22 protein-coding genes are annotated in these 23577 nt (G+C 34.1%); 12 read left to right on the top strand and 10 right to left on the bottom strand.

Features of this window, described 5'->3' with window-relative positions; genetic code table 11:
- Window positions 1–2: 2 nt before the first annotated feature.
- Window positions 3–206: a hypothetical protein gene (locus DFR66_RS04510; protein WP_114753649.1), complete on the bottom strand. Its 204-nt coding sequence runs from the start codon at window positions 204–206 to the stop codon at window positions 3–5.
- Window positions 207–237: 31 nt separating this feature from the next.
- Window positions 238–1530, bottom strand: a complete 1293-nt coding sequence (gene tyrS / locus DFR66_RS04505) for a tyrosine--tRNA ligase (protein ID WP_114753648.1) — start codon at window positions 1528–1530, stop codon at window positions 238–240.
- Between the two features lie 146 nt (window positions 1531–1676).
- Here tyrS and DFR66_RS04500 point away from each other — a divergent pair, with 146 nt between their 5' ends.
- Window positions 1677–2678: an NAD-dependent epimerase/dehydratase family protein gene (locus DFR66_RS04500; protein WP_114753647.1), complete on the top strand. Its 1002-nt coding sequence runs from the start codon at window positions 1677–1679 to the stop codon at window positions 2676–2678.
- Window positions 2679–2687: 9 nt separating this feature from the next.
- Here the strand turns inward: DFR66_RS04500 and DFR66_RS04495 are convergent, their stop codons facing one another.
- The 3 genes from DFR66_RS04495 to DFR66_RS04485 are packed head-to-tail and all read right to left on the bottom strand — an operon-like array spanning window position 2688 to window position 5196.
- Window positions 2688–3107: a DUF4296 domain-containing protein gene (locus DFR66_RS04495; RefSeq protein ID WP_114753707.1), complete on the bottom strand. Its 420-nt coding sequence runs from the start codon at window positions 3105–3107 to the stop codon at window positions 2688–2690.
- Window positions 3108–3117: 10 nt separating this feature from the next.
- A complete protein-coding gene (locus tag DFR66_RS04490) occupies window positions 3118–4458 on the bottom strand; it encodes a dihydroorotase (protein WP_114753646.1) in 1341 nt (446 codons plus the stop codon).
- 12 nt (window positions 4459–4470) lie between these two features.
- The gene (locus tag DFR66_RS04485; RefSeq protein ID WP_114753706.1) at window positions 4471–5196 is read right to left on the bottom strand and encodes a polyprenol monophosphomannose synthase; all 726 of its coding nucleotides are present in this window, start codon (window positions 5194–5196) and stop codon (window positions 4471–4473) included.
- A gap of 104 nt (window positions 5197–5300) precedes the next feature.
- On the opposite strand from DFR66_RS04485, the gene DFR66_RS04480 reads away from it, so the two are divergent.
- The 3 genes from DFR66_RS04480 (at window position 5301) to DFR66_RS04470 (ending at window position 7369) form a co-directional block, all read left to right on the top strand.
- A complete protein-coding gene (locus tag DFR66_RS04480) occupies window positions 5301–5972 on the top strand; it encodes a DUF4271 domain-containing protein (protein ID WP_114753645.1) in 672 nt (223 codons plus the stop codon).
- 12 nt (window positions 5973–5984) lie between these two features.
- Window positions 5985–6734, top strand: coding sequence for a uroporphyrinogen-III synthase (locus DFR66_RS04475; RefSeq protein ID WP_114753644.1), 750 nt, complete (start codon window positions 5985–5987; stop codon window positions 6732–6734).
- A gap of 164 nt (window positions 6735–6898) precedes the next feature.
- Entirely contained in the window at window positions 6899–7369 is a 471-nt protein-coding gene (locus DFR66_RS04470; protein WP_099714208.1) for an Lrp/AsnC ligand binding domain-containing protein, read from the top strand.
- A gap of 114 nt (window positions 7370–7483) precedes the next feature.
- Here the strand turns inward: DFR66_RS04470 and DFR66_RS04465 are convergent, their stop codons facing one another.
- Complete coding sequence (locus DFR66_RS04465) at window positions 7484–8173, bottom strand: zinc metallopeptidase (protein ID WP_114753643.1); 690 nt, start codon at window positions 8171–8173, stop codon at window positions 7484–7486.
- Window positions 8174–8382: 209 nt separating this feature from the next.
- Complete coding sequence (locus tag DFR66_RS04460; RefSeq protein ID WP_114753642.1) at window positions 8383–11433, bottom strand: leucine--tRNA ligase; 3051 nt, start codon at window positions 11431–11433, stop codon at window positions 8383–8385.
- 170 nt (window positions 11434–11603) lie between these two features.
- Between DFR66_RS04460 and DFR66_RS04455 the strand changes: the two genes are divergently transcribed.
- The 4 genes from DFR66_RS04455 to truB all read left to right on the top strand — a co-directional run bounded on the left by DFR66_RS04455 (window position 11604) and on the right by truB (window position 14333).
- The gene (locus tag DFR66_RS04455; protein ID WP_114753641.1) at window positions 11604–12479 is read left to right on the top strand and encodes a cell division protein FtsX; all 876 of its coding nucleotides are present in this window, start codon (window positions 11604–11606) and stop codon (window positions 12477–12479) included.
- Between the two features lie 81 nt (window positions 12480–12560).
- The gene (locus tag DFR66_RS04450) at window positions 12561–12803 is read left to right on the top strand and encodes a DUF3098 domain-containing protein (RefSeq protein WP_114753640.1); all 243 of its coding nucleotides are present in this window, start codon (window positions 12561–12563) and stop codon (window positions 12801–12803) included.
- Complete coding sequence (locus DFR66_RS04445) at window positions 12804–13625, top strand: undecaprenyl-diphosphate phosphatase (RefSeq protein ID WP_114753639.1); 822 nt, start codon at window positions 12804–12806, stop codon at window positions 13623–13625. It begins immediately after the preceding gene.
- Between the two features lie 6 nt (window positions 13626–13631).
- Window positions 13632–14333 (top strand): tRNA pseudouridine(55) synthase TruB, encoded by a 702-nt coding sequence (gene truB, locus DFR66_RS04440; RefSeq protein WP_114753638.1) that lies wholly within the window; start codon window positions 13632–13634, stop codon window positions 14331–14333.
- A gap of 448 nt (window positions 14334–14781) precedes the next feature.
- Here the strand turns inward: truB and DFR66_RS04435 are convergent, their stop codons facing one another.
- A complete protein-coding gene (locus DFR66_RS04435; protein WP_114753637.1) occupies window positions 14782–15405 on the bottom strand; it encodes a thioredoxin family protein in 624 nt (207 codons plus the stop codon).
- A 105-nt stretch (window positions 15406–15510) separates the two neighbouring features.
- On the opposite strand from DFR66_RS04435, the gene DFR66_RS04430 reads away from it, so the two are divergent.
- From DFR66_RS04430 to DFR66_RS04415, 4 genes are all read left to right on the top strand, one after another.
- On the top strand, window positions 15511–16290 hold the full coding sequence (locus tag DFR66_RS04430; protein WP_114753636.1) for a patatin-like phospholipase family protein: 780 nt from the start codon (window positions 15511–15513) through the stop codon (window positions 16288–16290).
- Window positions 16291–16358: 68 nt separating this feature from the next.
- Complete coding sequence (pyrH, locus tag DFR66_RS04425; protein WP_114753635.1) at window positions 16359–17066, top strand: UMP kinase; 708 nt, start codon at window positions 16359–16361, stop codon at window positions 17064–17066.
- An 81-nt stretch (window positions 17067–17147) separates the two neighbouring features.
- Window positions 17148–17711 carry a ribosome recycling factor gene (gene frr / locus DFR66_RS04420; protein WP_113634119.1) on the top strand — a complete coding sequence of 188 codons (564 nt, stop codon included), beginning with the start codon at window positions 17148–17150 and terminating at the stop codon, window positions 17709–17711.
- 654 nt (window positions 17712–18365) lie between these two features.
- On the top strand, window positions 18366–20864 hold the full coding sequence (locus DFR66_RS04415) for a DUF5686 family protein (protein WP_114753634.1): 2499 nt from the start codon (window positions 18366–18368) through the stop codon (window positions 20862–20864).
- Here DFR66_RS04415 and DFR66_RS04410 read toward each other — a convergent pair.
- Both DFR66_RS04410 and DFR66_RS04405 read right to left on the bottom strand, forming a co-directional pair.
- Complete coding sequence (locus DFR66_RS04410; protein ID WP_114753633.1) at window positions 20861–21190, bottom strand: DMT family transporter; 330 nt, start codon at window positions 21188–21190, stop codon at window positions 20861–20863. The genes DFR66_RS04415 and DFR66_RS04410 overlap by 4 nt on opposite strands.
- A 1-nt stretch (window position 21191) precedes the next feature.
- Entirely contained in the window at window positions 21192–23462 is a 2271-nt protein-coding gene (locus tag DFR66_RS04405; RefSeq protein WP_114753632.1) for a cation:proton antiporter domain-containing protein, read from the bottom strand.
- Window positions 23463–23577 lie beyond the last annotated feature (115 nt).

The raw sequence follows: 23577 nt of genomic DNA, 5'->3' as shown, positions 1-23577 counted from the left end.
TACTACACTAATTTTCGCTTTTCTTCAATAATTTTAAAAGCTTCGTCTATAGAAATTCGATAACCGTCATCCTCTCTTTTGGCTTCATCATAAAGACGTATGTCTTCTAAATCTTCCAATTTTTCAATCAATTTATTGTATTTCTTTATAGGTAACACAACAGCCGTTCTATTTCCTTTTTCGTCGGTCAAAAATTGAGTTTCCATAGCTTTTGTTATTTCAAGTAAAGTTATAAAATTATTTAACCCGAATCACAAAATAGTTTTTCTTTCCACTTTGTAACAAAACAAACTGATTGTTGATTAAATCTTTGGTCGAAAGCATAAAATCTTCGGTAACTTTTTCTCTATTTACTGAAATAGAATTAGCTGTTAGAGCACGTCTTGCTTCACCATTCGATTTTAGAAATCCTGTTTTTTCGTTTAGAACATCAACAATATTAATTCCTGTTTCGATTTCATTTCTGCTGATTTCCGCCTGAGGAACACCGTCAAAAACATCTAAGAAAGTGGCTTCGTCCAATTGCTTCAAATCATCTGAAGTAGAATTCCCAAACAAAATATTCGATGCTTTTATAGCATTTTCTAAATCTTCTGCTGAATGTACCATCACCGTAGTTTCTTCGGCCAAACGTTTTTGTAACAAACGTAAATGTGGTGCTTCTCTATGCTTTTCAGTTAAATCTTCGATCTCCTCTTTTGATAAAAAAGTAAAAATCTTAATGTATTTTTCTGCATCCACATCCGAAGTGTTCAACCAATATTGGTAAAATTTATAAGGTGATGTTCTAGCTGCATCCAACCAGATATTTCCGCCTTCTGACTTTCCAAATTTGGTTCCATCCGCTTTTGTAATCAACGGACAAGTCAATGCATACGCTTTTCCACTGGCAATTCTGCGAACTAATTCGGTTCCCGTGGTGATATTTCCCCATTGGTCACTTCCTCCCATTTGCAACGTACAGTTTTTCTCTCGGTACAAATGCAAAAAGTCATATCCTTGAACCAATTGATACGTAAACTCCGTGAAAGACATTCCTTCGGCAGCTTCTGATGACAAACGTTTCTTCACGGAATCTTTTGCCATCATATAATTTACCGTAATATGTTTACCTACGTCCCGAATGAAATCCAGAAAGGAAAAGTTCTTCATCCAGTCGTAATTATTCACTAATTCAGCCGCATTAGCCGCATCAGAAGTAAAATCCAGAAAACGGGATAATTGTCCTTTTATCGCTTCTTGATTGTGACGCAAAGTCGCTTCGTCCAATAAATTTCTTTCATTCGATTTTCCTGATGGATCACCAATCATTCCTGTTGCACCACCTACTAACGCTAATGGTTTGTGTCCTGATAGTTGAAAATGTTTCAACAACATCACGCCAACTAAGTGTCCTATATGCAATGAATCGGCAGTTGGGTCAATTCCCACATACGCCACACGCATTTGTTCCATCAAATGTTCTTCTGTGCCGGGCATTACATCGTGGAGCATTCCTCTCCAAGTTACTTCTTCAATAAAATTCTTCATCTTTTTAATCAATTTTCACAAAGATAATAATATCAATGGCAAAACTAAATTTCAATGAGTAAAATTGAAGTGGTGATTGAAAATGTTATTCGATTGAAATTGCTATTGTTTTTGCCATTGAAATTGATTTCATTACATTTGTAACTATGATTTTAGTCACAGGAGGAACAGGTTTAGTAGGTGCACATTTATTGCTTCATTTAATTGAATCCCGAAATATTGGAATCGAAAAAATACGCGCCATTTATCGAAGTGTAACTTCAATAGAGAAAACCAAATCCCTATTTGCTATTTATAAAAAGGAATCGTTGTTCGATCAAATCGAATGGATTCAAGCAGACATTACTGAAGTTCCTTCATTAGAAATCGCCTTTCAAAATATTGACAACGTGTACCATTGTGCCGCATTGATTTCTTTTGATCCAAAAGATGAAGATCTATTGCGAAAAACAAACATTGAAGGCACCGCGAATATTGTAAATTTTTGTATAGCCTATCAAATAAAAAAACTGTGTTTTGTAAGTTCCATTGCCACTTTGGGCGACTTACTACCACATGAAAAATTCATTACTGAAGAAACCGAATGGAATCCAGAGAAGTATCATAATGATTATGCCATTTCTAAATATGGCGCGGAAATGGAAATATGGCGCGGACAACAAGAAGGATTAGAGGTAATAATTGTAAATCCAGGTGTGATTCTTGGTCCCGGCTTTAGAGAGCAAGGAAGTGGACAACTTTTTACGAAAGTAAAAAACGGATTGAAATTTTATACACTGGGTTCCACTGGATTTGTTGCCGTTACTGACGTTGTGCGAATAGCTCATCAATTAATGCAAAGCGAAATTAAAAATGAACGCTTTACGTTGATAGCAGAAAATAGTGTTTTTCGTGACATTCTGAATGCTATGAGTGATTCAATGGGTGTGCAACGACCTAAAATTCATGCAAAACCGTTTTTGATGGAAATAATCTGGAGGCTGGATTGGTTTGTGTCTAATGTGTTTCAACAAAGAAGAAAACTGACACAAACAACTGCTAAATCTTCGTATGCCATATCTATGTATTCAAACCAAAAGATTAAAGATACTTTGAAAACCGATTTTATAAATATTAACCAATACATCAAAGATATCTCTAATCTGTAAGTTCTTTTCTTAATTTAATTTAGTAGTATCTCTGCTTTTTAATTCTATTTGATTTACATTCTTTTTAATCTTTTTCTTTTTTTTCAATTTTATCAAAGAATCTACACTTTTTGTATCTGCTTCCAATCGCTTGCTTATTTGCTCGAACATGCTCTTATATTCATTATAATCAGAAGCATAGTAGACATTGCTTTTAGCAAATTGAACACTGTCAATTTTATATTTTTTAAAAATATAATCTCTGGAGTTTATTTTAAAGGTATCCAAGGAAGCCGGATTTTGATTTCTTATGGCTTCCAAAACAGATAAATCATACATAATATCAACCATAACTTTTTTCTCGATAATCCGTTCAGGCTTCTTTACCACTTCTTTTTCACAGCTGATAAATAGTGATATAATTGCTAAAAATGTTACGATTTTTCTCATTGATGAAATTTTATCTTTCAAATAACAGCCTTTTTCCTGCACGAATATCTTTCACTTTAAAAGCGGTGTAGACTAATTGTCCGTTGACTAAAGTATGGGTAATTCTAGATTTAAAAGTAAAACCTTCAAATGGAGACCAACCACATTTAGCCAAAATATTTTCTTTTTTAACGCTCCAAGGCAAACCTGAATTTACGATAACCAAATCTGCATAATAACCTTCTTTGATAAAACCACGTTTTTCTATCTTGAAAATTTTAGCAGGGTTGTGGCACATTTTCTCCACGATTTTTTCAATACTTATTTTCCCTTGATGGTACGCTTCAAACATAGCAACTACAGCATGTTGCACTAATGGTCCACCGGAAGGCGCATTCAAATACGGTTGTTTTTTCTCTTCTAAAGTGTGTGGCGCATGATCTGTAGCAATGACATCAATACGGTCATCTAGTAAGGCTTCCCAAAGCACTTTTCTATCATTAGCTGTTTTTACAGCTGGATTCCATTTAATCAAATTGCCTTTTGTAGCATAATCATCATTAGTAAACCACAAATGATGTACACAAACTTCAGCAGTAATTTTCTTTTCTTCTAAAGGAATCTTGTTCGTAAACAAATCCATTTCTTTAGCGGTCGAAAGATGGAAAATATGCAATCGAGCACCCGTTTTCTTAGCTAACGCAACCGCTTTAGAAGACGAAATGTAACACGCTTCCTCGCTACGGATAAGGTGATGCGCTGTTACGGGTATATCATCTCCGTACTCTTCTTTGTATTTTTCTAAATTATTTTTGATTGTCGTTTCGTCCTCACAATGCACCGCAATAAGCATGGGCGTACTAGAGAAAATCTTCTCTAATGTTGCTTCATTATCCACTAACATATTTCCGGTTGAAGAACCTAAAAATATTTTGATTCCGGCAACATTCTTTGGATTTGTTTTTAAAACTTCTTCCAAATTATCGTTAGTTGCACCCATCATAAACGAATAATTAGCATAGGATTTTTGAGCAGCTAACTCGTATTTTTGTTCTAATATTTCTTGGGTAACCGCATTAGGTACTGTATTAGGCTGCTCGATAAAGGAGGTGATTCCTCCTGCAACTGCAGCTCTGGATTCTGATTCTATATCCCCTTTGTGCGTTAGTCCTGGTTCTCTAAAATGCACTTGGTCGTCAATTGCACCCGGAATTAAATAATTCCCTTCGGCATCAATAATTTTACACTGAGAGGATTTAGCACTAATGCTATCTGAAATTTCAACAATTAAGTCATTTTCAATTAATACATCGCCCTCAAAAATCACCCCTTCATTTACTATTTTGGCATTCTTAATTAAAACCCTATTCATCCTGTCTTTTTCTTATAATGTGTTTACTAATCTTTTTAATCTAAGCGCAATTACACCAAAAACAGCTTCAATAATTATCGAATTACTCATTTTGGATTGCCCTTTTGTTCTATCTGTAAAAATGATAGGAACCTCAGCAATTTGAAATTTTTTACAATACGTTCTGTATTTCATTTCAATTTGAAAAGCATATCCAACAAATTTTATTTTATCTAAATTAATCTCTTCTAAAACTCTTCTTTTGTAACAAACAAAACCAGCTGTAGCATCATGAATTTTCATTCCGGTAATGATTCGTACATATACAGATGCAAAATATGACATCAATACACGGCTCAAAGGCCAATTTACAACATTTACTCCAGTAACGTATCGGGAGCCAATCGCTAAATCTGCGTCACCAAAATGACAAGCATTGTATAATTTCTCTAAATCTTTTGGATTATGAGAAAAATCAGCGTCCATTTCAAAAATAAAATCATATTTGTGTGCTAATGCCCATCTAAACCCATGAACATAAGCTGTTCCAAGACCCGATTTCTTTTCTCTTTTTTCTAAAAACAATCTACCTTCAAATTCTGATTGAAGCAAAACCACCTTATCAGCAGTGTGATCCGGTGAATTATCATCAATAATAAGAATATGAAAAGATTTATGCTGCGAAAACACCGATCGAATAATGCTTTCTATATTTTCAATTTCGTTATAGGTAGGAATTATAACAATACAATCATTCATATTTTTGACTAATTTCACCGCAAAAGTAAACTTTTTATGCCATTTCATCCTTAATAAAATTATAATAAAAAGAATGATATAAAAATTAGTAATTTTGTAGCGTTATGATCGAAAATATACTTCATCCTAGAATAACTGAGAGCAAAGACTGGGCAACCGTGCTTTTTGTTCTTTCATTTGCTATTATTGCTATTACGAAATCTGTTTTCGAAAATAGATTTGGTGATTTTTCCAATTTGATTTTTTCCAACAAATACAATAAAGTTTATAGAGACAGCAGCCACTTAAAAAGCAGTTTTACGATCTCCTTATTTCTAGTCCAAATAATTTCACTAGCTTTTTTTATCCAAATTTCCCTAAGTTATTTTGGACATGCTTCAAAGACAGATTGGATACTTTACATTCAAATTTTCACTTTTCTAACTTTCTTTGTCTTATCTAAATATTTGATTGAAAAAATAATAGCCACCTCCTTCAATATCGAAGAATTTATGGAGCAGTTTAACCTCCAAAAGGTGACTTACAGAACCTATATTGGATTAATCATCCTTCCATTGAATATTATTTTGTTCTATTACGACTCATTTTCAAGAAATATTCCATTGGTAATTATAACTATAATATTAATAATGAATGTATTAACATATTTGATTTCAATAAAAAACTATCAAAATATAATATTCGGCAAGTTGTTTTATTTTATTTTATATCTTTGCGCTCTTGAAATAGCACCCTATTATTTTATGTATTATTGGTTTACAAAAGGGAGTGCTTAGAAACCGTTAAATATGAAAGTGAAAACAATTTTGGTGTCACAACCTGAGCCTAAGGTGGAGAATTCACCTTACTTTGAACTTCAACAAAAGCATAAAGTAAAAATTGATTTCAGACCTTTTATTCACGTAGAAGGTGTTAATGCAAAAGAGATTAGACTTCAAAAAATCGATCTTAACCATTACACGGCTATTATTTTAACCAGTAAAAATGCTGTAGATCACTTTTTTAGAGTGGCTGACGAAATGCGCTATAAAGTCCCAGAAGGATTAAAATATTTCTGTCAATCAGAAGCTATTGCTTTTTATCTGCAAAAATATGTTGTGTATAGAAAACGTAAAATTTACGTTGGCCCAAAAGATTTTGCTGATTTATCTCCACTAATAAAAAAATACAAAGACGAAAAATTCTTATTACCTGCTTCAGACCAATTGAATGCCGATGCACCAATAACACTGAACGCATTAAAAGTAGACTGGACACCAGCAGTTTTTTACAGAACTGTAATGAGTGATTTATCCGATTTAGCCGATGTATATTATGATGTTTTGGCCTTCTTTAGCCCAACTGGAATAAAATCATTGTTTATGAATTTCCCGGATTTTAAACAAAACGACACTCGAATTGCCGTTTTTGGTAGTACGACACAAAAAGAAGCATTGGATCATGGTCTAAGAGTTGATATTCTTGCACCAACACCAGCAACACCTTCGATGACAATGGCTTTAGAAAAATACATTATTGAAACCAATAAAGGAAAATAAAAAAATTACTTTTCAGATACAATCAAAGCCATTCGCAATCCGAATGGCTTTTTTTATGACGTAAAATATAAAAAATGTAACTTACTCTTTACACTAATCGTTTTTACTTAAATTTTGTTATCAATTCAAACTAAAATACTAATTTTAGTTTAAAATTATAACTCATGAAAATCAATTCCCTAATAGTAGAAATTGACGGTATCGATAAAGAAATATTACGCGACCTGATGGAAGATGCCCGAAAACCAATTCTTCAAATCGCCAATAAAATAGGAATTTCTGGAGCGGCAATTCATCAAAGATTGCGAAAACTAGAGCAATCAGGTGTTATTTCGGGATCAAAATTTACGGTAAACAATAAAATTCTGGGCTATAATACGATGGCTTTTGTTGGGATTTATCTGGACAAAGCCGCCCGAAATCCGGAAGCAGTACGTGATTTAAAGAAAATCCCGGAAGTACTAGAATGCCATTATACCACAGGAAACTGGTCGATTCTGATAAAAATTATTTGTCGTGATAACGAACATTTAATGCACTTGCTCAATACTAAAATCCAAGCGATAGAAGGCGTTTCCAGAACAGAAACCTTCATTTCCTTAGACCAACAAATCGACAGACAGATTCAGCTTTAGATTTTTAGATAATTGGATTTTTAGATTGTTAGATCATAAGCACAAATAAAAAAGCCGTTTGCTTACAAACAAACGGCTTTTCTAATTATCTAAGCAGTCTAAATATCTAACAGTCTAATCTCTTCTGCTTCCGCCCATGTAAATCGAAATATAATACAACAAAGTTGCTATCGAGCCTAATGCGGCTACTACATAGGTTCTGGCTGCCCATTTAAGAGAATCTTTGGCTCCAGCCTGCTCTTGAGGCGTAAGCATTCTTTTGTTTTCTAACCAAGCCAAAGCACGATTACTTGCGTCATACTCGACTGGCAAAGTGACAATTGAAAACAAAGTTGTTGCAGCAAAAATGATAATCCCAACTAATAATAATCCTGGAAAAGTCTTAATCATTAAGATTCCTGCAAGTAGAATCCACTGCATATAACTAGAGGCTACGTTTACAACAGGAACTAATTTAGACCTCATAGTAAGCCACTCATACCCCACAGCATGTTGCACCGCATGCCCACATTCGTGCGCAGCTACGGCAGCTGCAGCGGCATTACGCTGGTTGTACACTGCCTCACTTAGATTCACGGTTTTATCTGTTGGATTGTAATGATCCGTCAAACGTCCCGGTGTCGAGATTACTCTTACATCACGAATTCCGTTATCGGCAAGCATTTTTTCGGCTATTTCTGCGCCAGACATCCCGTTTTGTAATTGTAATTTAGAATAATGTTCAAATTTGCTTTTTAGTCTTGAACTAACTAACCAGCTGAAAAGCATGATTGCTCCTGCAAGTATCAAATAACCCATTCCCATATTTTTGTTTTTTTTAGATTTTTATTAAAGTTAGTAAAGAAATAGCAAATTTTGAACCAATTTGCAAAAATGTCAATTTGGCATTGGTAAAATGGAACACAGATAACGCAGATGAAACGGATTTACGCAGATTTTTATTTATTAGAATCAAAAAATCCAAATTCTAAAAATAGAATTTGGATTAATATGATTATAGCAATATTGAATACCTATCCCACCAAATTGATGATTTTCCCGGGAACAATGATTACCTTATTTGGCGTTCTACCTTCTAATTGTTTGATAGTTCTTTCATCTTTCATTACGATTTCCTCGATTTGTTCCTTGGTTAAATCCAAAGGTAAAACCATCGTGAAACGCATTTTTCCGTTGAAAGAAACTGGGTATTCCTTTTCGCTCTCTACTAAATATTTAGCTTCAAAAACAGGAAAAGCAACCGTTGCAACTGAACCTGTATTTCCTAATAACGACCATAATTCTTCGGCGATGTGCGGCGCATAAGGCGAAATCACAATTGCTAAAGGTTCTAAGATAGCTCGTGAATGACAGTTTTGAGCAGACAATTCGTTTACACAAATCATAAACTGTGAAACCGACGTATTAAAAGAGAAACCTTCAATATCTTCCGCCACTTTTTTGATGGTTTTATGCAATGATTTTAAGTTGTCTTTCGTTGGTTCGTCATTAGTAATAATCAAACCATTTTCATCAAAATACAAACGACACAGTTTTTTTAAGAAACCAAAAACTCCCGAAATTCCTGCCGTGTTCCAAGGTTTAGCTTGTTCTAATGGTCCTAAGAACATTTCATACAAACGCAACGTATCCGCTCCGTATTCATTACAAATATCATCCGGAGTAACTACATTGTATTTGGATTTTGACATTTTTTCAACCTCGCGACCTACAATGTATTTTCCATTTTCATCTAAAATAAATTCAGCATCAACGTAATCTTCTCTCCACGCTTTGAAGCGTTCAATGTCTAACTCATCAGAAGAATTAACCATTGAAACATCGGCGTGAATAGGATTAAAGTTTGTCTTTACAAAGTTCCAATCAACAACAAAGCCTTGTTCAGCATAGTTCTTTTTTACATTAATAATTATTGATTCTATATTTTTATAATTCCCTGATTGAACTTCAGAGAATATATTTTTAGAAATAAAATATTTATTATGCACCACTTTGTCTAGGTCTCCTTCGTCAGTTAATTTCTTTACCGTTACCGAAGGCATAACCCTATAAACAAAAGCACTCGTTCCCAAAATCATTCCCTGATTAATCAATTTTTTGAATGGTTCTTCGGTTGGTGCAAAACCTTTGTCTTTTAGGAATTTGTTCCAAAAACGAGAGTATAACAAGTGACCTGTTGCGTGTTCGCTTCCGCCAATGTATAAATCCACGCTTTCCCAATATGCCAAAGCGTCTTTGCTCGCAAATTCATTCTCATTGTGCGCATCCATATATCGCATCCAATACCATGAACTTCCCGCCCAACCTGGCATTGTGTTCAATTCTAATGGGAATATTGTTTGACCCTCGACTGCGCTCGGGTTGACTAGATCCGTAGAAACCACTTTGTTATTTACACTATCCCAAGCCCAAACCGTAGCGTTTCCTAAAGGTGGTAGACCGTCTTCGGTTGGTAAATATTTTTCTACTTCTGGTAAGATGATTGGCAAATGTTGCGCATCAATCATTTGTGGCAAACCATTTACATAATATACAGGAAACGGTTCTCCCCAATAACGCTGGCGAGAGAAAACAGCATCACGCAAACGGTAATTTGTTTTTCCTTTTCCTTGGTTTAATTTTTCTAATTCTTCAATTACTTTTTGAGTTCCTTTTTTGTAATCTAATCCATTTAGAAAATCAGAATCTACTAATTGAAAACCCTCTTTGGCTCCAAAAGCAGCTTCAGATATATCTTTATCAAAAATGTTTTTAATGGCTGACATACCTTGTTGTCCTTTGAAGAAATTCGCAAAAGCATAATCTCTTTCGTCACCACAAGGAACCGCCATAACCGCGCCTGTTCCGTAACCTGCAAGGACATAATCACCAATCCAAACCGGAATTGGTTCTTTAGTAAACGGATGTTCCGCAAACGCACCTGTAAATACTCCAGAAATGGTTTTTACATCGGCCATACGTTCTCTTTCGGAACGTTTTGAGGTTTTTTCTATATAGGCATCTACCTCCTCTTTTTGTTCTGCAGTAGTTATTTGCGAAACTAATTCATGCTCTGGCGCCAATGTCATAAACGTAACACCAAAAATAGTATCTGGACGTGTTGTGAAAACATCTATATATTGTTGCTCACTTTCTACTTCCGACTTTCGACTTTTGACTTTAAAAGAAACAGTCGCTCCAACGGATTTCCCAATCCAGTTTCTTTGGCTTTCCTTGATGCTTTCACTCCAATCAATATCATTTAAACCTTGTAATAAACGTTCCGCATAAGCCGAAATTCGCATACTCCATTGGGTCATTTTCTTGCGCACAACGGTAAAACCACCACGTTCTGAAACACCATTTACGATTTCGTCATTTGCCAAAACCGTTCCTAATCCTGGACACCAGTTAACTTCTGTCTCCGCTAAATAGGTCAATCTGTATTGCAAAAGGATTTTTTCCTGCTGTTCTTTTGTGTAAGCGTTCCACTCTTCGGCTGAAAAACCCTCAATATTTTCATCGCAAACCGCATTGACATTTGCATTTCCTTCTGTTGAAAAAATAGAAACCAAAGTCGAAATATCCTCCGCTTTATCGCTGCTTTTATTGTACCAAGAATTGAATAGTTGGATAAAAATCCATTGTGTATGCTTGTAATAATCTGGATTTGAAGTACGCACTTCGCGACTCCAATCAAAAGAGAATCCTATTTTGTCCAGTTGCTTTCTGTAACCTGCAATTTTATTTCCTTCTTTATCCGTTCCTCCGTCAATATTTACACGAGTCGTATCTTCCGGACGCTGACCCGTTTGAATGGCGTATTGTTCCGCAGGCAATCCAAAACTGTCATAGCCCATAGGGTGTAACACATTAAAACCTTGGTGTCTTTTGTATCTTGAATACACATCAGAAGCAATATATCCCAGTGGATGCCCTACGTGCAATCCCGCTCCGGATGGATAAGGAAACATATCAAGTACGTAATATTTAGGTTTGTCTGAGTTATTTTCAGCTTTAAAAGTTTGGTTTTCTAACCAATATTTCTGCCATTTGGCCTCTATTTCGTTCGGATTGTATTTCATTTCTATAAAAGTTGCAAAGTTGCAAAGGGACAAAGCTGCGAAAGCTTTCTCACGATGACTATTTTTAGATGCCAAATTTACGTTTATTGTACGAAAGTTGAAACTTTGAACGTTATTAACTTTAAATAAAGAAATTCTTTATTATTTTTACCCAATAATTTCAATAAACTATGAGTTCTTCCTTTGATAATTTTCAAAAACGCAGGTTAATTTCCTCTTATTTTTCAGTAGTGCTAAGTGTATTCTTAGTTTTATTTCTATTAGGAATATTGGGACTTTTCATTATAAATTCTAAAAAATTAGCCAACGATTTCAAAGAAAATATTGCCATGACGGTTTTTTTTAAGAATGAAGCCAATGACAGTATTGTGAAAGCTTTTGGAACCCAAATAAAAGCGAGTCCATTCGTGAAATCCTACGCTTATGTAACCAAAGAAGCTGCTGCTAAAGAACATACCGATATTATTGGTGAAGATTTTATGGAATTTCTGGGTGAAAATCCATTACAAAACTCCTACGATATACACTTAAAAGGAGATTATGTAATTAAAGACAGCATCACAAAAATTGAAGCTGGCTTACGCAAAAACGCAATGATTTCAGACATTGTATATGACAAACAATTAGTGAATTTAGTGAACGATAACATCAAAAAAGTGAGTATGTGGATTTTAATAATCAGCGGATTTCTTGCTGTTATTGCAGTTTTGCTAATTAATAGTTCATTACGTTTATCGATACACTCCAACCGTTTTATCATCAAAACCATGCAAATGGTAGGAGCAACAAAAGCTTTTATCAGAAAACCATTTGTAATGCGCAGTATAAAACTAGGAATGATAGGCGCAGGACTTGCAATTATTGCATTAATTGGTGTTTTGATTTACGTTCAAACAAATTTCCCAAGTCTAGGTATACTTGACGATAAAGCTTTGATAGCTCTAGTATTATTAGGTGTATTAGGAGTTGGAATATTGATTACCTGGTTGAGCACCTATTTTGCAACTCAACGCTTCTTGAATTTAAGAACGGACGATCTTTATTAGTATTATTGTTCAGTTGCAGTGTTCAGAAAAAAAATTGATAAAATAACAGTTAGTAGTGATACTGAATTAAATTCAGCATAAATGGAAAATAACAATCAAAAACCAGAATTTCTTTTTGATAAAATAAACTATCAAATCCTATTAATTGGGATAGTAGTAATTGCCTTGGGATTTATTTTAATGGCCGGCGGAGGAAGTGATGATCCAAATGTTTTCAATGAAGAGATTTTCAATTTTAGAAGAATCCGATTGGCACCAACAACCGTTTTAATCGGTTTTGGAATTACCATTTATGCCATTCTTAAGAATCCCAAAAAAGCATAAATGAATACTTTACAAGCGTTTTTGATTGCTGTTATCGAAGGATTAACAGAATATCTTCCTGTTTCCTCAACCGCTCACATGATTTTTATGAGTTCCTATTTTGGAATTCAAGAGGATGATTTTGTAAAGCTATTTCAAGTTTCTATACAATTTGGGGCTATTTTGGCGGTTGTTGTTTTGTATTGGAAGAAGTTTTTTGATTTTTCTTCAAAAAGTGTTGCCATCAGTTTTTATCTAAAACTTGTTTATGCCGTATTTCCAGCTTTGGTTTTAGGAAAATTATTCGATGATAAAATTGAAGCAGTTCTTGGCGATCCAATTCCCATAGCGATTGTATTGATTTTAGGTGGTGTAATTTTACTTTTTATAGACAGTCGTTTTCAAAGTCCGACGGTTCTTAAAGAAGAGGATATCACGGTAAAGAAAGCTGTAACGATTGGTTTTTGGCAATGTTTAGCAATGATGCCTGGCACAAGTCGTTCTGCTGCTTCGATTATTGGAGGAATGCAACAAGGATTAACACGTCACGCGGCAGCGGAATTCTCTTTCTTCTTGGCGGTTCCTACTATGATGGCAGTAACCTGCTATTCCGTATTCTTGAAAACCTACGAAACATCACAAATGAAAGGCTACGAATTGATTTTGAAATCAAACGAAAACATACAATTATTCTTGATAGGAAACGTAGTTGCTTTTATAGTTGCCATAATAGCTATTAAATTTTTTATTGAAATCATCAAAAAATACGGTTTTAAACCTTGGGGTTGGTACCGAATAATAGTAGGAATCTTTTTATTGATCTACTTTTCATACATTAAATAAATTCCTTTGAAGACAGCTGAAGATTACCAATCAGGACAAATTCTACTCATCGACAAACCCTTGAATTGGACTTCGTTTCAGGCGGTAAATAAATTGAAATGGGCATTAATTACCAAACTGAATTTGCCTAAAAAATTCAAGATTGGTCACGCTGGAACTTTAGATCCTTTAGCAAGTGGATTATTGTTAGTTTGTACTGGGAAATTCACCAAAAGAATTACTGAGCTTCAAGGACAAGCTAAAGAATATACGGGAACTTTCTACATTGGAGCAACAACGCCTTCGTATGATTTAGAAACGGAAATAGACCAAACTTTCCCAACGGAACATATTGACGAAACTTTAATTCATGAAACTGTCAAACAATTTCTGGGAGAAATCAATCAAAAACCACCTATTTATTCGGCTATAAAAAAAGATGGTGTTCGCTTATACGAACACGCCAGAGCGGGAGAAACCATTGAAATTGCGACCAGAAAAACAACCATTCATGAATTTGAAATTACTAGAATCGCACTTCCTGAAATTGATTTTAGAGTTGTTTGCAGCAAAGGAACATACATTCGTTCCCTAGCTTTTGATTTTGGAAAAGCTATGAATTCGGGTTCGCATTTAACAGCTTTGCGCCGTACAAAAATTGGAGATTACAAAGTCACTGATGCAATGGATGTTACTTTATTTGAGGAGAGTCTAACTGAAGGAATATAATTAAAATTAAAAACACATTACAAATTCAAAATGAATCTGCAATGTGTCTTTTTTTTCTAGTGTTAAAGTAGTTTTAATTCATACACATTTGAATACTGGTAAAAAAAATTAATAATTTGCAATGCTTTTTCCCCCGAATAGCAATCGCGATAAATAATCATAAAATTTTTCAAATCGATTTTTCATAATGATGTTTTTTAAATTGTGAAACAATATTTAAACACCTATAAAAAAAGTAAATTAATAATAGACTTGGTTGGCAGTCACCAATATACGACTTTTTTCTGATATACAACATAAATAATAAAATAAATACATTTAAATGTTTAACCTCAATAAAAATAGAACTTCAGGTGTGTTTTACATTAAAAATTTTATACCAAATGACTAATTTATTATGCTAAAATGGATTTTTTTAACACTTATAAAACACTAAAAATCATAAAAGTTATCCATTTTGAATATTCTTTTGTTCTAAATCAAGCATCATATTAATCAACTCATTTTGGGTACTGATTCCTTTATCATGCAAATACCACAATTGCAAGTTGGTTTTTGCTGTTTCATCAATAACTCCAAATTCTTTCTTATATTCAATAATCAAATCGGCTGCTGATTTTGGCCTTGGGCCCCATTTTCCATAAATACTTCCTGTTTCTTTATCTACTACTATCAATATTGGAATAGCTTTATTTTTATTAGTCAAAAACAAATTCATCAACTCTTCGTTTTCATCTCGCAACACTATCTTCAAATCAATTTTGCCTGATTCTACTGCCATCTTATTTATAATTGGTAATAATTGTGCAGCATCCCCACACCAACCTTCAGAAATCACTAACCAAATATATTCGTTATTTAATGCTTTTAATTTACCATTGTTTTCATCCGTAATTTTGATTGTTTTATCCAAACGATTCATACGAGTTTCATTTAATGTACTGTAGTGAGTCAAATCTTCGGATTGTTCATTACCGGTTGATTTTCCTTCCAATAATAAATCAGAAACAAGCTTTCTATATTCAGAATAGGAATGACTGTTAAACAATGCTTTGGCTACTGGAATTTTCATAATAAGTAATTTGTTTTGACAAAGTTACCATAAAACTGAATTTTAAACATGACATATATCACTTTCAATTCCACAAAAAGAGTAATTTTATAACAAATAATAGAGATGGATTTAAAAACAAAATCGATAGGATTAGTACTTTCTGGAGGAGGCTCTAAAGGTTTAGCACATGCTGGCGTTATAAAATTCCTAGAAGAACAAGACATCAAACCATGTCAAATTGCGGGAACTAGCGCCGGATCAATCGTAGGTGCATTATATGCTTGGGGAAAAACACCCGAGGAGATTTTGGAATTTTTCAAATCCATTTATCTTTTTCATTGGAAACACTTCACGTTTAAAAAAGCTGGACTAATTGATTCCGAATCCTTCCGCATTTATTTTCACAGTATTTTTGGCGATGCTGTTTTAAGCGATTTAAAAATTCCGATTCAAATTACAGCAACCGACATGATTCGGGGTAAATTAAAAGTATTTGGTCCCAAAACAAAAATCGTTGATGCCATTTTAGCCTCTTCTGCTTTCCCAGGAATTTTGTCGCCGTATGAAATAGATGGAAACATATACAGTGACGGCGGAATATTAAACCACTTTCCCACTGATATTTTACAAGGACAATGTGATACTGTAATAGGAGTCTATGTGAGTCCTATTCAGAAAATAGACGCTAAAGATTTACGTTCTATAAAAGCGGTAACCACACGAGCTTTTGATATTCTTTCGGCAAATTCAAATATGCATAAATTTAATATTTGTGATTGGGTGATAGAACCCAAGGATTTATGCCTGTACAGTACTTTTGAAACTAGTAAAGTTAAGATGGATGCCGTTTTCAATATTGGATATGAAGCTGCAAAAAAATCATTTGAAAAACTTAATTTATAAAATTTAAGCAACACTTTTTTTAAAAATCAGAATATGTCTATATTTGCACCAATCAACTCAACACACACATGAAATATAAAAGAATTCTTCTAAAACTAAGTGGCGAAGCTTTAATGGGCGACTTACAATACGGAATTGACCCAAAAAGACTTGCTGATTATGCTGACGAGATCAAGCAAATTCATGATAAAGGAGTAGAAATAGCCATTGTAATAGGTGGTGGAAATATTTTTAGAGGAGTTGCAGGGGCGAGTGCAGGAATGGACAGAGTTCAAGGAGATTACATGGGAATGTTGGCCACGGTAATAAATGGAATGGCACTACAAGGCGCACTGGAAGAAAAAGGAATGAAAACCCGTTTGCAAACGGCACTGAAAATGGAATCCATAGCAGAACCTTATATTAAAAGAAGAGCTGATCGTCATCTTGAGAAAGGAAGAATCGTAATCTTTGGAGCCGGAACCGGAAATCCATATTTTACAACCGATACAGCAGCGGTTTTACGCGGTATTGAGATAAATGCCAATGTGATTTTAAAAGGAACTCGCGTGGATGGTGTTTATGATTGTGATCCAGAAAAAAATGCATCTGCTGTGAAATTCGATTTTATTTCCTTTGAAGATGTACTTAAAAAAGGATTGAATGTAATGGATACGACTGCATTTACGCTAAGTCAAGAAAATAAATTACCTATCGTTGTTTTCGACATGAATAAAGTAGGAAACTTATTGAAAATCTGCGAAGGCGAAAATATAGGAACCGTAGTAAATATATAAATAGACAAATTAGATTGTTAGACTTTTAGATTGTCAGACAGTCTAAAGATCTAAAAATCTAAAAATCCAAAGATCTAAATTATGACTGAAGAAATTGAATTTATATTAGATAGTACTAAAGAATCTATGACAGGTTCTATTGCGCATTTAGAAAAAGAATTTTTGAATATTCGTGCAGGAAAAGCATCTCCAGCTATGCTTGGAAGTGTTTTTGTAGATTATTACGGATCTGCTACACCACTTTCACAAGTATCAAAAATTAGTGTTCCCGATGCCAGAACAATCACGTTGCAGCCTTTTGAAAAAAATATGTTGCAAGTAATTGAAAAAGCAATTATGGTAGCTAATATTGGTTTTAATCCAATGAATAACGGTGATGTAATTATCATTAGCGTTCCCGCATTAACTGAGGAAAGAAGACGCGATCTTGCTAAGCAAGCCAAAGTGGAAGCAGAAGATGCTAAAGTTGGAATTCGAAATGCAAGAAAAGATGCAAATACAGATATTAAAAAATTAGAAAAAGAAGGAACCTCCGAAGACATCTGCAAAAGTGCCGAAGAAGAAGTGCAAAACTTAACCAATACGTTTATCCGTAAAATTGATGAACTTTTAGTGGTGAAAGAAGCTGAAATCATGAAGGTGTAAAACTACTTCAACTTATATTAAAACCCGTCCTATTATTATAATTGGACGGGTTTTTAGTTTTTTTAATATCTCCGCCGGTAGCGCAAGGGACCCACTTGTGATGCTCGTTATTGATTAATATAACTTTGGTTTCTGGTAGTGTTTAAAAATTTAAGTATCTTACAATATCGATTGTGTCCAAGAGCGGGACGTTCGCGCGGAATGTCATAAGGTTAAGAGTTTATTTGTCATTCCGACGAAGGAGGAATCTCTGTTTGTTGCTCACGTTTGTTGCCATTCCTCCTTCGTCGGAATCACAAAATCATGGGGATAATTCCTAAACTTAATGACATTCCGCGCGAGCGTCCCACTCGTAATGCTCGTTATTGATTAATATAATTTTGGTTTGTAGTGGCATTTAAAAATTAAAGTCTGTTACAATATAGTTTGTGTCCATGAGCGGGATGTTAGCTCGAGCTGGGCAACTTCTAGTAATGAAAGAAGCAGAAATTATGAAAATGTAAATACCATTTAAATTATTTTAAACCCGTCTTGTAGATTTACCCCCAAATAGTATCTAACTTTTTAAGGGGCAGTCTTACGAGACGGATTTTTTTATTGTTATTTTTGCGATACCAAAATGAGATTATACCCGTTTTGCAGTAAACCCTATTTATGAAGCAATTGTGTTTGTTATTCTTTTTTTTAACGCTTTCGCTGCAGGCACAATTCCAGATAAATGGTGTTGTAAAAGAATCCACAACTAATAATCCATTACCATTTGCCACGATTACCACAAATAATGGTCTAAGCTCCATCTCAGATGTTGATGGGAAGTTTAGTATAACAACAGCAATTCCCTTTACAGCTTTTGATATTTCGTATATTGGTTTTACCAAAGCTAGGATTACCATCGAAAAAAACAAAAATTATTATGTGGTTGTTCTTTCTCAAAAAACAGATAATTTGAATGAAGTAAAAATTTCAAATGAAAACCCAGCCTTAGCAATTATACAGAAGGCAATCAAAAATAAAGACAATAATAATCCTCAAAAAAAGCTCCGCAGTTTTGAGTTTAAATCTTATAATAAACTCATTGTAAGTGCAAATCCTGACTCCATTGACGGAAGAATCGACTCTGTTTTTGTCAAAAAATATTTAAGAAAACAATTCTCAAAAATTGATTCATCCGATTATAAATTCAAAGAAGCCATTAGTAAGCAGCATCTTTTTCAAACTGAAAAAGTATCTCAATATCAATTTGCAAATGCCCGATTAAAAGAAACCATTTTAGGAACCAAAATGGCAGGTTTCAAGCAACCTATTTATGAAATCATTGCTTTTAATTTGCAGTCCTTCTCTATTTATGATTCCAGTTACGAGCTTTTTGAAACTAAATACAATAGTCCAATTGCGAATGATGCGCTAAACGATTACAACTACACACTCTTAGATTCACTTATTATTGATGGCAGAAATACCTTAATGATTTACTTCAAAAATAAGAAAAGTAGAAAAGCATCAGGACTGGAAGGAGTGCTTTATATTGACCAAAATAATTTTGCAATTGCCAAAGCTGTAATGCGAATAAAAGGCGTTCTTGACATTAGCGGAATTCATGATTTTAAATACATTGCTAATGAAAATTTATGGTTTCCAACAGACAAAACGTTTAAAATTGTAAAAGGCAAGAATGATGACGATATAAAAATCCTTGGCGGAACCATACAATTTGATGGCGATGTAGAACAAAATTTTAAAAAAAGGAAGAAAGTCGCCTCGGATTTTACCTATTTAATTTCGCATACAAACAATTTTGAAATTCAGTATAACACTCCAATACAAATTAAAAAATCGGCAATTTATATCGAAATCAAAGACGATGCAATTAACAAACCGGAACGTTTTTGGGACACTTACAGAAAAGACAGTTTAGACAGCCGAAGCCAAAAAACGTATTTAGCATTAGATAGCATTTCAGTCAAAAAACGAATTGAAAGCCGCATCCGTTTTGGACGAAAAATCATCAACGGATATTTACCAATTGGAAAAATTGACTTAGACTTACGCAAATTATTCAGCTATAATAATTACGAAGGATTTAGATTGGGAATGGGCGGAATCACCAATGAACAATTTTCAAAAAAATTCAGAATTGAAGGATACACCGCTTATGGAACAAAAGATGGCAATTTTAAATATCATTTGGGAATGGCAACTCGCTTGGGCAAATTTTCTAATTCTTGGATTGGCTTTTCCTATACTGATGACATTCGTGAAATTGCAAGCAGCGTATTTACAATAGAAAAAAAAGCATTCAAAATCTATGACCCAAGACCCATAAACATAAGTACTTTTTACAATCATGTGAGTTGGAAAACATTTATAGAAACCAAAATTATACCAAAAACAGAGAGCTTATGGGAACTTTCCCGTGCTGCAATAGAACCAAAATTCAATTATATATTCAACTTAAACGAGAAATCATATACGAGTTACATCATGACTACCGCAATGGTTTCTTTGCGTTGGAATCCTTTCAGCGATTACATGCAAACGCCTACAGGACGAATTGAAGTAGAAAAACGTTTCCCAAAATTCACTTTTCAATACACACAATCACTGCCTAATGTCTTGCAAAATGATTTTGAATTCAGCAAATTCGATTTTAAAACAGAGTACGAAAAGAAATATTTAAACGGTCAAAAAACAAGTTTACTTTTTGAAGCTAGCTATACTTTTGGCGATGTACCACTGACACATTTGTACAATACCTCCCCTAATAATATTACCAAGGAAACCATTATGCAAAGAATCACTTTTGCAGGAAAAAACAGCTTTGAAACAATGTTTTTTAATGAATTTTTCTCCAGTCAATATGCTTATTTTCAATTCAAACATGGCTTTAGCCGCGTAACATTATTCAAAAAAGTAAAGCCTTCCTTAGTTCTTGTTTCAAGAATGGCTTGGGGAAATTTACGAAAACCAGAACAACATGTGGGATTGGATTACAAAACCTTGGACAAAGGTTATTTCGAATCTGGAATAGAGCTGAACCAAATTTACAATGGCTTGGGATTAGGCGGATTTTACCGATATGGCCCAAACCAACTGAGTAAATTTCAAGATAACATTGCCGTAAAAATAAGTTTCGTACTTAATTTGGGGCTCTAATGGCTCGAAACAAATTTCAAACCAATAATAGAACTAATTAAAGTGGTGATAAAAAATATACGCCAAAAATCTGCTGGTTCTTTAAACACAAAAATCCCAACGAGAACCGTACCCACTGCTCCAATTCCGGTCCAAACTGCATAGGCCGTTCCAATAGGCAATGTTTGTGAAGCTTTGTAAAGCAAGATCATACTAATTGTCAAACAAATCAAAAATCCACCCAACCATAATGTAGTTGCCATTCCAGAACTTTCTTTGGCTTTGCCCAAACAAGTGGCAAAACCCACTTCAAAAAGACCACCAATAATCAATAATATCCAGTTCATCTTATTGTTTTAAAATTAGTACGGAAGGAACTCCGCTCAACCAATCACTTCTGGAATCCACGAGTGCTTTCCAACTTTCGAGACTAATCAGCATTAAATCCTGCTGCGCCAAAAATTCTTCTTTAATTATTTTATCAGATATGATACTGATATTGTTTGGATACTTTTGTTCTAAAGAATCAATAGCGCTGTTCATTACAAAATTAGTTGTAAGATGTCCATTAACATCTAAAATAACAATTTTAGAGTTATTATTGAATATTAATTTTTGGACATAATCAATAACAAACGAATCTTCGGGGCTAAAAATAGGAAAAAAAACATGCTTTACATGTTGCAAATCTTTGTCAATCAAAATCCCAATTGGCATTTTGGTCTTAGAAATAATCTGTCTCGTTCTTTCATCAAATGGAGAGTTTTCAAACAAGCCTTCTTTTCCTGTAAACTTATCGATCAAACGATCCGGATTAATTATTCTGGTTGTAAAACCGATTACCTTCCCAAGAATGGTTCCTTCAAAAATAGATTTTCCTAAACCTACCAGCAACAAATCATAATCACCTTGATTAGCGACATCAGCAATTTCAGTTTCAATATCCATTGTAGCTTTAAAAATGGTGGTGATATCCTGTTTGAGCAATTGAGACTCCTCAACTATAGGATAAAAACTATTTTTTTCTATGTCTTCCAAATTAAAGGTATGCACCTCATCACTCAAAGACAAATGCATTACGGTAATACTAGAAGTACTTTTCTGTTTTTTTATTAAACTATTAGCGATTCGCAATAACGATTTCCCTTTTTCATTGTTTCCAAACGAAATCAGAATTCGATATTTATTGTAATTAGTATCTTCAATAATTTCGACGCCATCTTTAGTTTTAAAAATATAGTTGATTAAATCCAGAGCTGGTCCTGTCATAAAAGTAGTTACTAAAGCCATAATGACCATCATAGTAAATACTTCGGGAGTCAACACTTTGAGCTCTAATCCGATATTTAAAACAATCAATTCCATTAAACCTCTAGTATTCATCAAGGCACCAATTGTTAAACTGTCACGCCAACTCTGTCCTACAAATTTGGCTGCCAATGCGCTTCCTAAAAATTTCCCTACTACAGCTACCAGAATTATAAAACCGGTAACTTTCCATAAATACGGATCATTAAGAAGACCAATTTCAGTTTTCAAACCTGTGAAAACGAAGAATAAAGGGAGTAAAAGAATCAACGCCACATCCTCTACTTTCTCTATGAAAATGGTTCTGAATTTTGGAATATCAGGCATAATTGCTCCCGCCATAAATGCTCCAAATAAGGCATGAATCCCAATCACCTCAGTAGCATAAGAAGAAATAATAAGCACCAGAAAGAAGATAGCTACAACGGGTTTAATGATTGTATCCTTAGAACCATATAAATCTCCAATTCGTTTTAGAAATGGCTTCACAATATATATCATCGCGATAACATAAAGCACTGCCAACATAATGATGTACAACGAACTAACGAAAGTTCCTGCTTTGACTATGGCAATTACGACAGCCAAAATACACCAAGCCGTAATATCATCGGCAGCAGCACAAGTAATGACAATCGCACCTAATTTAGTTTTGTGAATTCCTCGTTCCTGCACGATTCTGGCCAAAACCGGAAAAGCAGTGATACTCAACGCAATTCCCATAAACAAACTGAAGGAAAGGAATTTAACACCTTCAGGAGCAAATCGATTGTACACAAAATAAGCTAAACCAATTCCTAGAGCAAAAGGAATCACGATACTTGCATGACTAATTACTACTGCTTCATTGGCTTTATTTTTCAGCACTTTTAAATCGAGTTCCATTCCTATCACAAACATAAAAAGGATTAATCCTATTTGACTCAAAAATTTTAAATTCCCTAAGGATTCAACGGGAAACAAAGCTCCTGAGAATTCAGGAAAATACAACCCTAATAATGACGGTCCAAGGACAATTCCCGCAATTATTTCCCCAATTACGGAGGGCTGCCCTATTTTTTTGAAAATCCAACCAAAAACACGGGCGACAAGAATGATGGTAATGATTTGTGCTAAAAGTATAGCTAAAGGATCTTGAAAATTATGCTGCATAGAAGCTAAAAAATCGCCCCACGAACCTTTTCCACTTTCTGGTGTCACTATCGTTTTGGCAACTTCTAAATGCTTTCCTTTGGTTATAATCCAATACATCAAAGCAGTAAATCCGCCCGTTATCACCAAATAAAAAACTGTGTTTTTATAATTCTTCATATACTATTTTATGTCAGCATTTTCAACTGTGAACCATCACGATGAGAATCCAAATGTATCAATTATATCTCAAAAAAATATTTAATAACAAATAAAATAAAGTTGCTTTAATATT

The sequence above is a fragment of the Flavobacterium glaciei genome (genome assembly GCF_003350545.1).
In the GTDB taxonomy this organism is placed as follows: Bacteria; Bacteroidota; Bacteroidia; order Flavobacteriales; family Flavobacteriaceae; genus Flavobacterium; species Flavobacterium glaciei.
Note: the sequence above shows the minus strand (reverse complement) of the source record. Positions and strands in the feature narration are given on the sequence as shown.

Coding starts and splice junctions, on each gene's coding strand:
- DFR66_RS04510 (WP_114753649.1), bottom strand. CDS start 206: ATGGAAACTCAATTTTTGACCGACGAAAAAGGAAATAGAACGGCTGTT.
- tyrS (WP_114753648.1), bottom strand. CDS start 1,530: ATGAAGAATTTTATTGAAGAAGTAACTTGGAGAGGAATGCTCCACGAT.
- DFR66_RS04500 (WP_114753647.1), top strand. CDS start 1,677: ATGATTTTAGTCACAGGAGGAACAGGTTTAGTAGGTGCACATTTATTG.
- DFR66_RS04495 (WP_114753707.1), bottom strand. CDS start 3,107: ATGAGAAAAATCGTAACATTTTTAGCAATTATATCACTATTTATCAGC.
- DFR66_RS04490 (WP_114753646.1), bottom strand. CDS start 4,458: ATGAATAGGGTTTTAATTAAGAATGCCAAAATAGTAAATGAAGGGGTG.
- DFR66_RS04485 (WP_114753706.1), bottom strand. CDS start 5,196: ATGAATGATTGTATTGTTATAATTCCTACCTATAACGAAATTGAAAAT.
- DFR66_RS04480 (WP_114753645.1), top strand. CDS start 5,301: ATGATCGAAAATATACTTCATCCTAGAATAACTGAGAGCAAAGACTGG.
- DFR66_RS04475 (WP_114753644.1), top strand. CDS start 5,985: ATGAAAGTGAAAACAATTTTGGTGTCACAACCTGAGCCTAAGGTGGAG.
- DFR66_RS04470 (WP_099714208.1), top strand. CDS start 6,899: ATGAAAATCAATTCCCTAATAGTAGAAATTGACGGTATCGATAAAGAA.
- DFR66_RS04465 (WP_114753643.1), bottom strand. CDS start 8,173: ATGGGAATGGGTTATTTGATACTTGCAGGAGCAATCATGCTTTTCAGC.
- DFR66_RS04460 (WP_114753642.1), bottom strand. CDS start 11,433: ATGAAATACAATCCGAACGAAATAGAGGCCAAATGGCAGAAATATTGG.
- DFR66_RS04455 (WP_114753641.1), top strand. CDS start 11,604: ATGAGTTCTTCCTTTGATAATTTTCAAAAACGCAGGTTAATTTCCTCT.
- DFR66_RS04450 (WP_114753640.1), top strand. CDS start 12,561: ATGGAAAATAACAATCAAAAACCAGAATTTCTTTTTGATAAAATAAAC.
- DFR66_RS04445 (WP_114753639.1), top strand. CDS start 12,804: ATGAATACTTTACAAGCGTTTTTGATTGCTGTTATCGAAGGATTAACA.
- DFR66_RS04435 (WP_114753637.1), bottom strand. CDS start 15,405: ATGAAAATTCCAGTAGCCAAAGCATTGTTTAACAGTCATTCCTATTCT.
- DFR66_RS04430 (WP_114753636.1), top strand. CDS start 15,511: ATGGATTTAAAAACAAAATCGATAGGATTAGTACTTTCTGGAGGAGGC.
- pyrH (WP_114753635.1), top strand. CDS start 16,359: ATGAAATATAAAAGAATTCTTCTAAAACTAAGTGGCGAAGCTTTAATG.
- frr (WP_113634119.1), top strand. CDS start 17,148: ATGACTGAAGAAATTGAATTTATATTAGATAGTACTAAAGAATCTATG.
- DFR66_RS04415 (WP_114753634.1), top strand. CDS start 18,366: ATGAAGCAATTGTGTTTGTTATTCTTTTTTTTAACGCTTTCGCTGCAG.
- DFR66_RS04410 (WP_114753633.1), bottom strand. CDS start 21,190: ATGAACTGGATATTATTGATTATTGGTGGTCTTTTTGAAGTGGGTTTT.
- DFR66_RS04405 (WP_114753632.1), bottom strand. CDS start 23,462: ATGAAGAATTATAAAAACACAGTTTTTTATTTGGTGATAACGGGCGGA.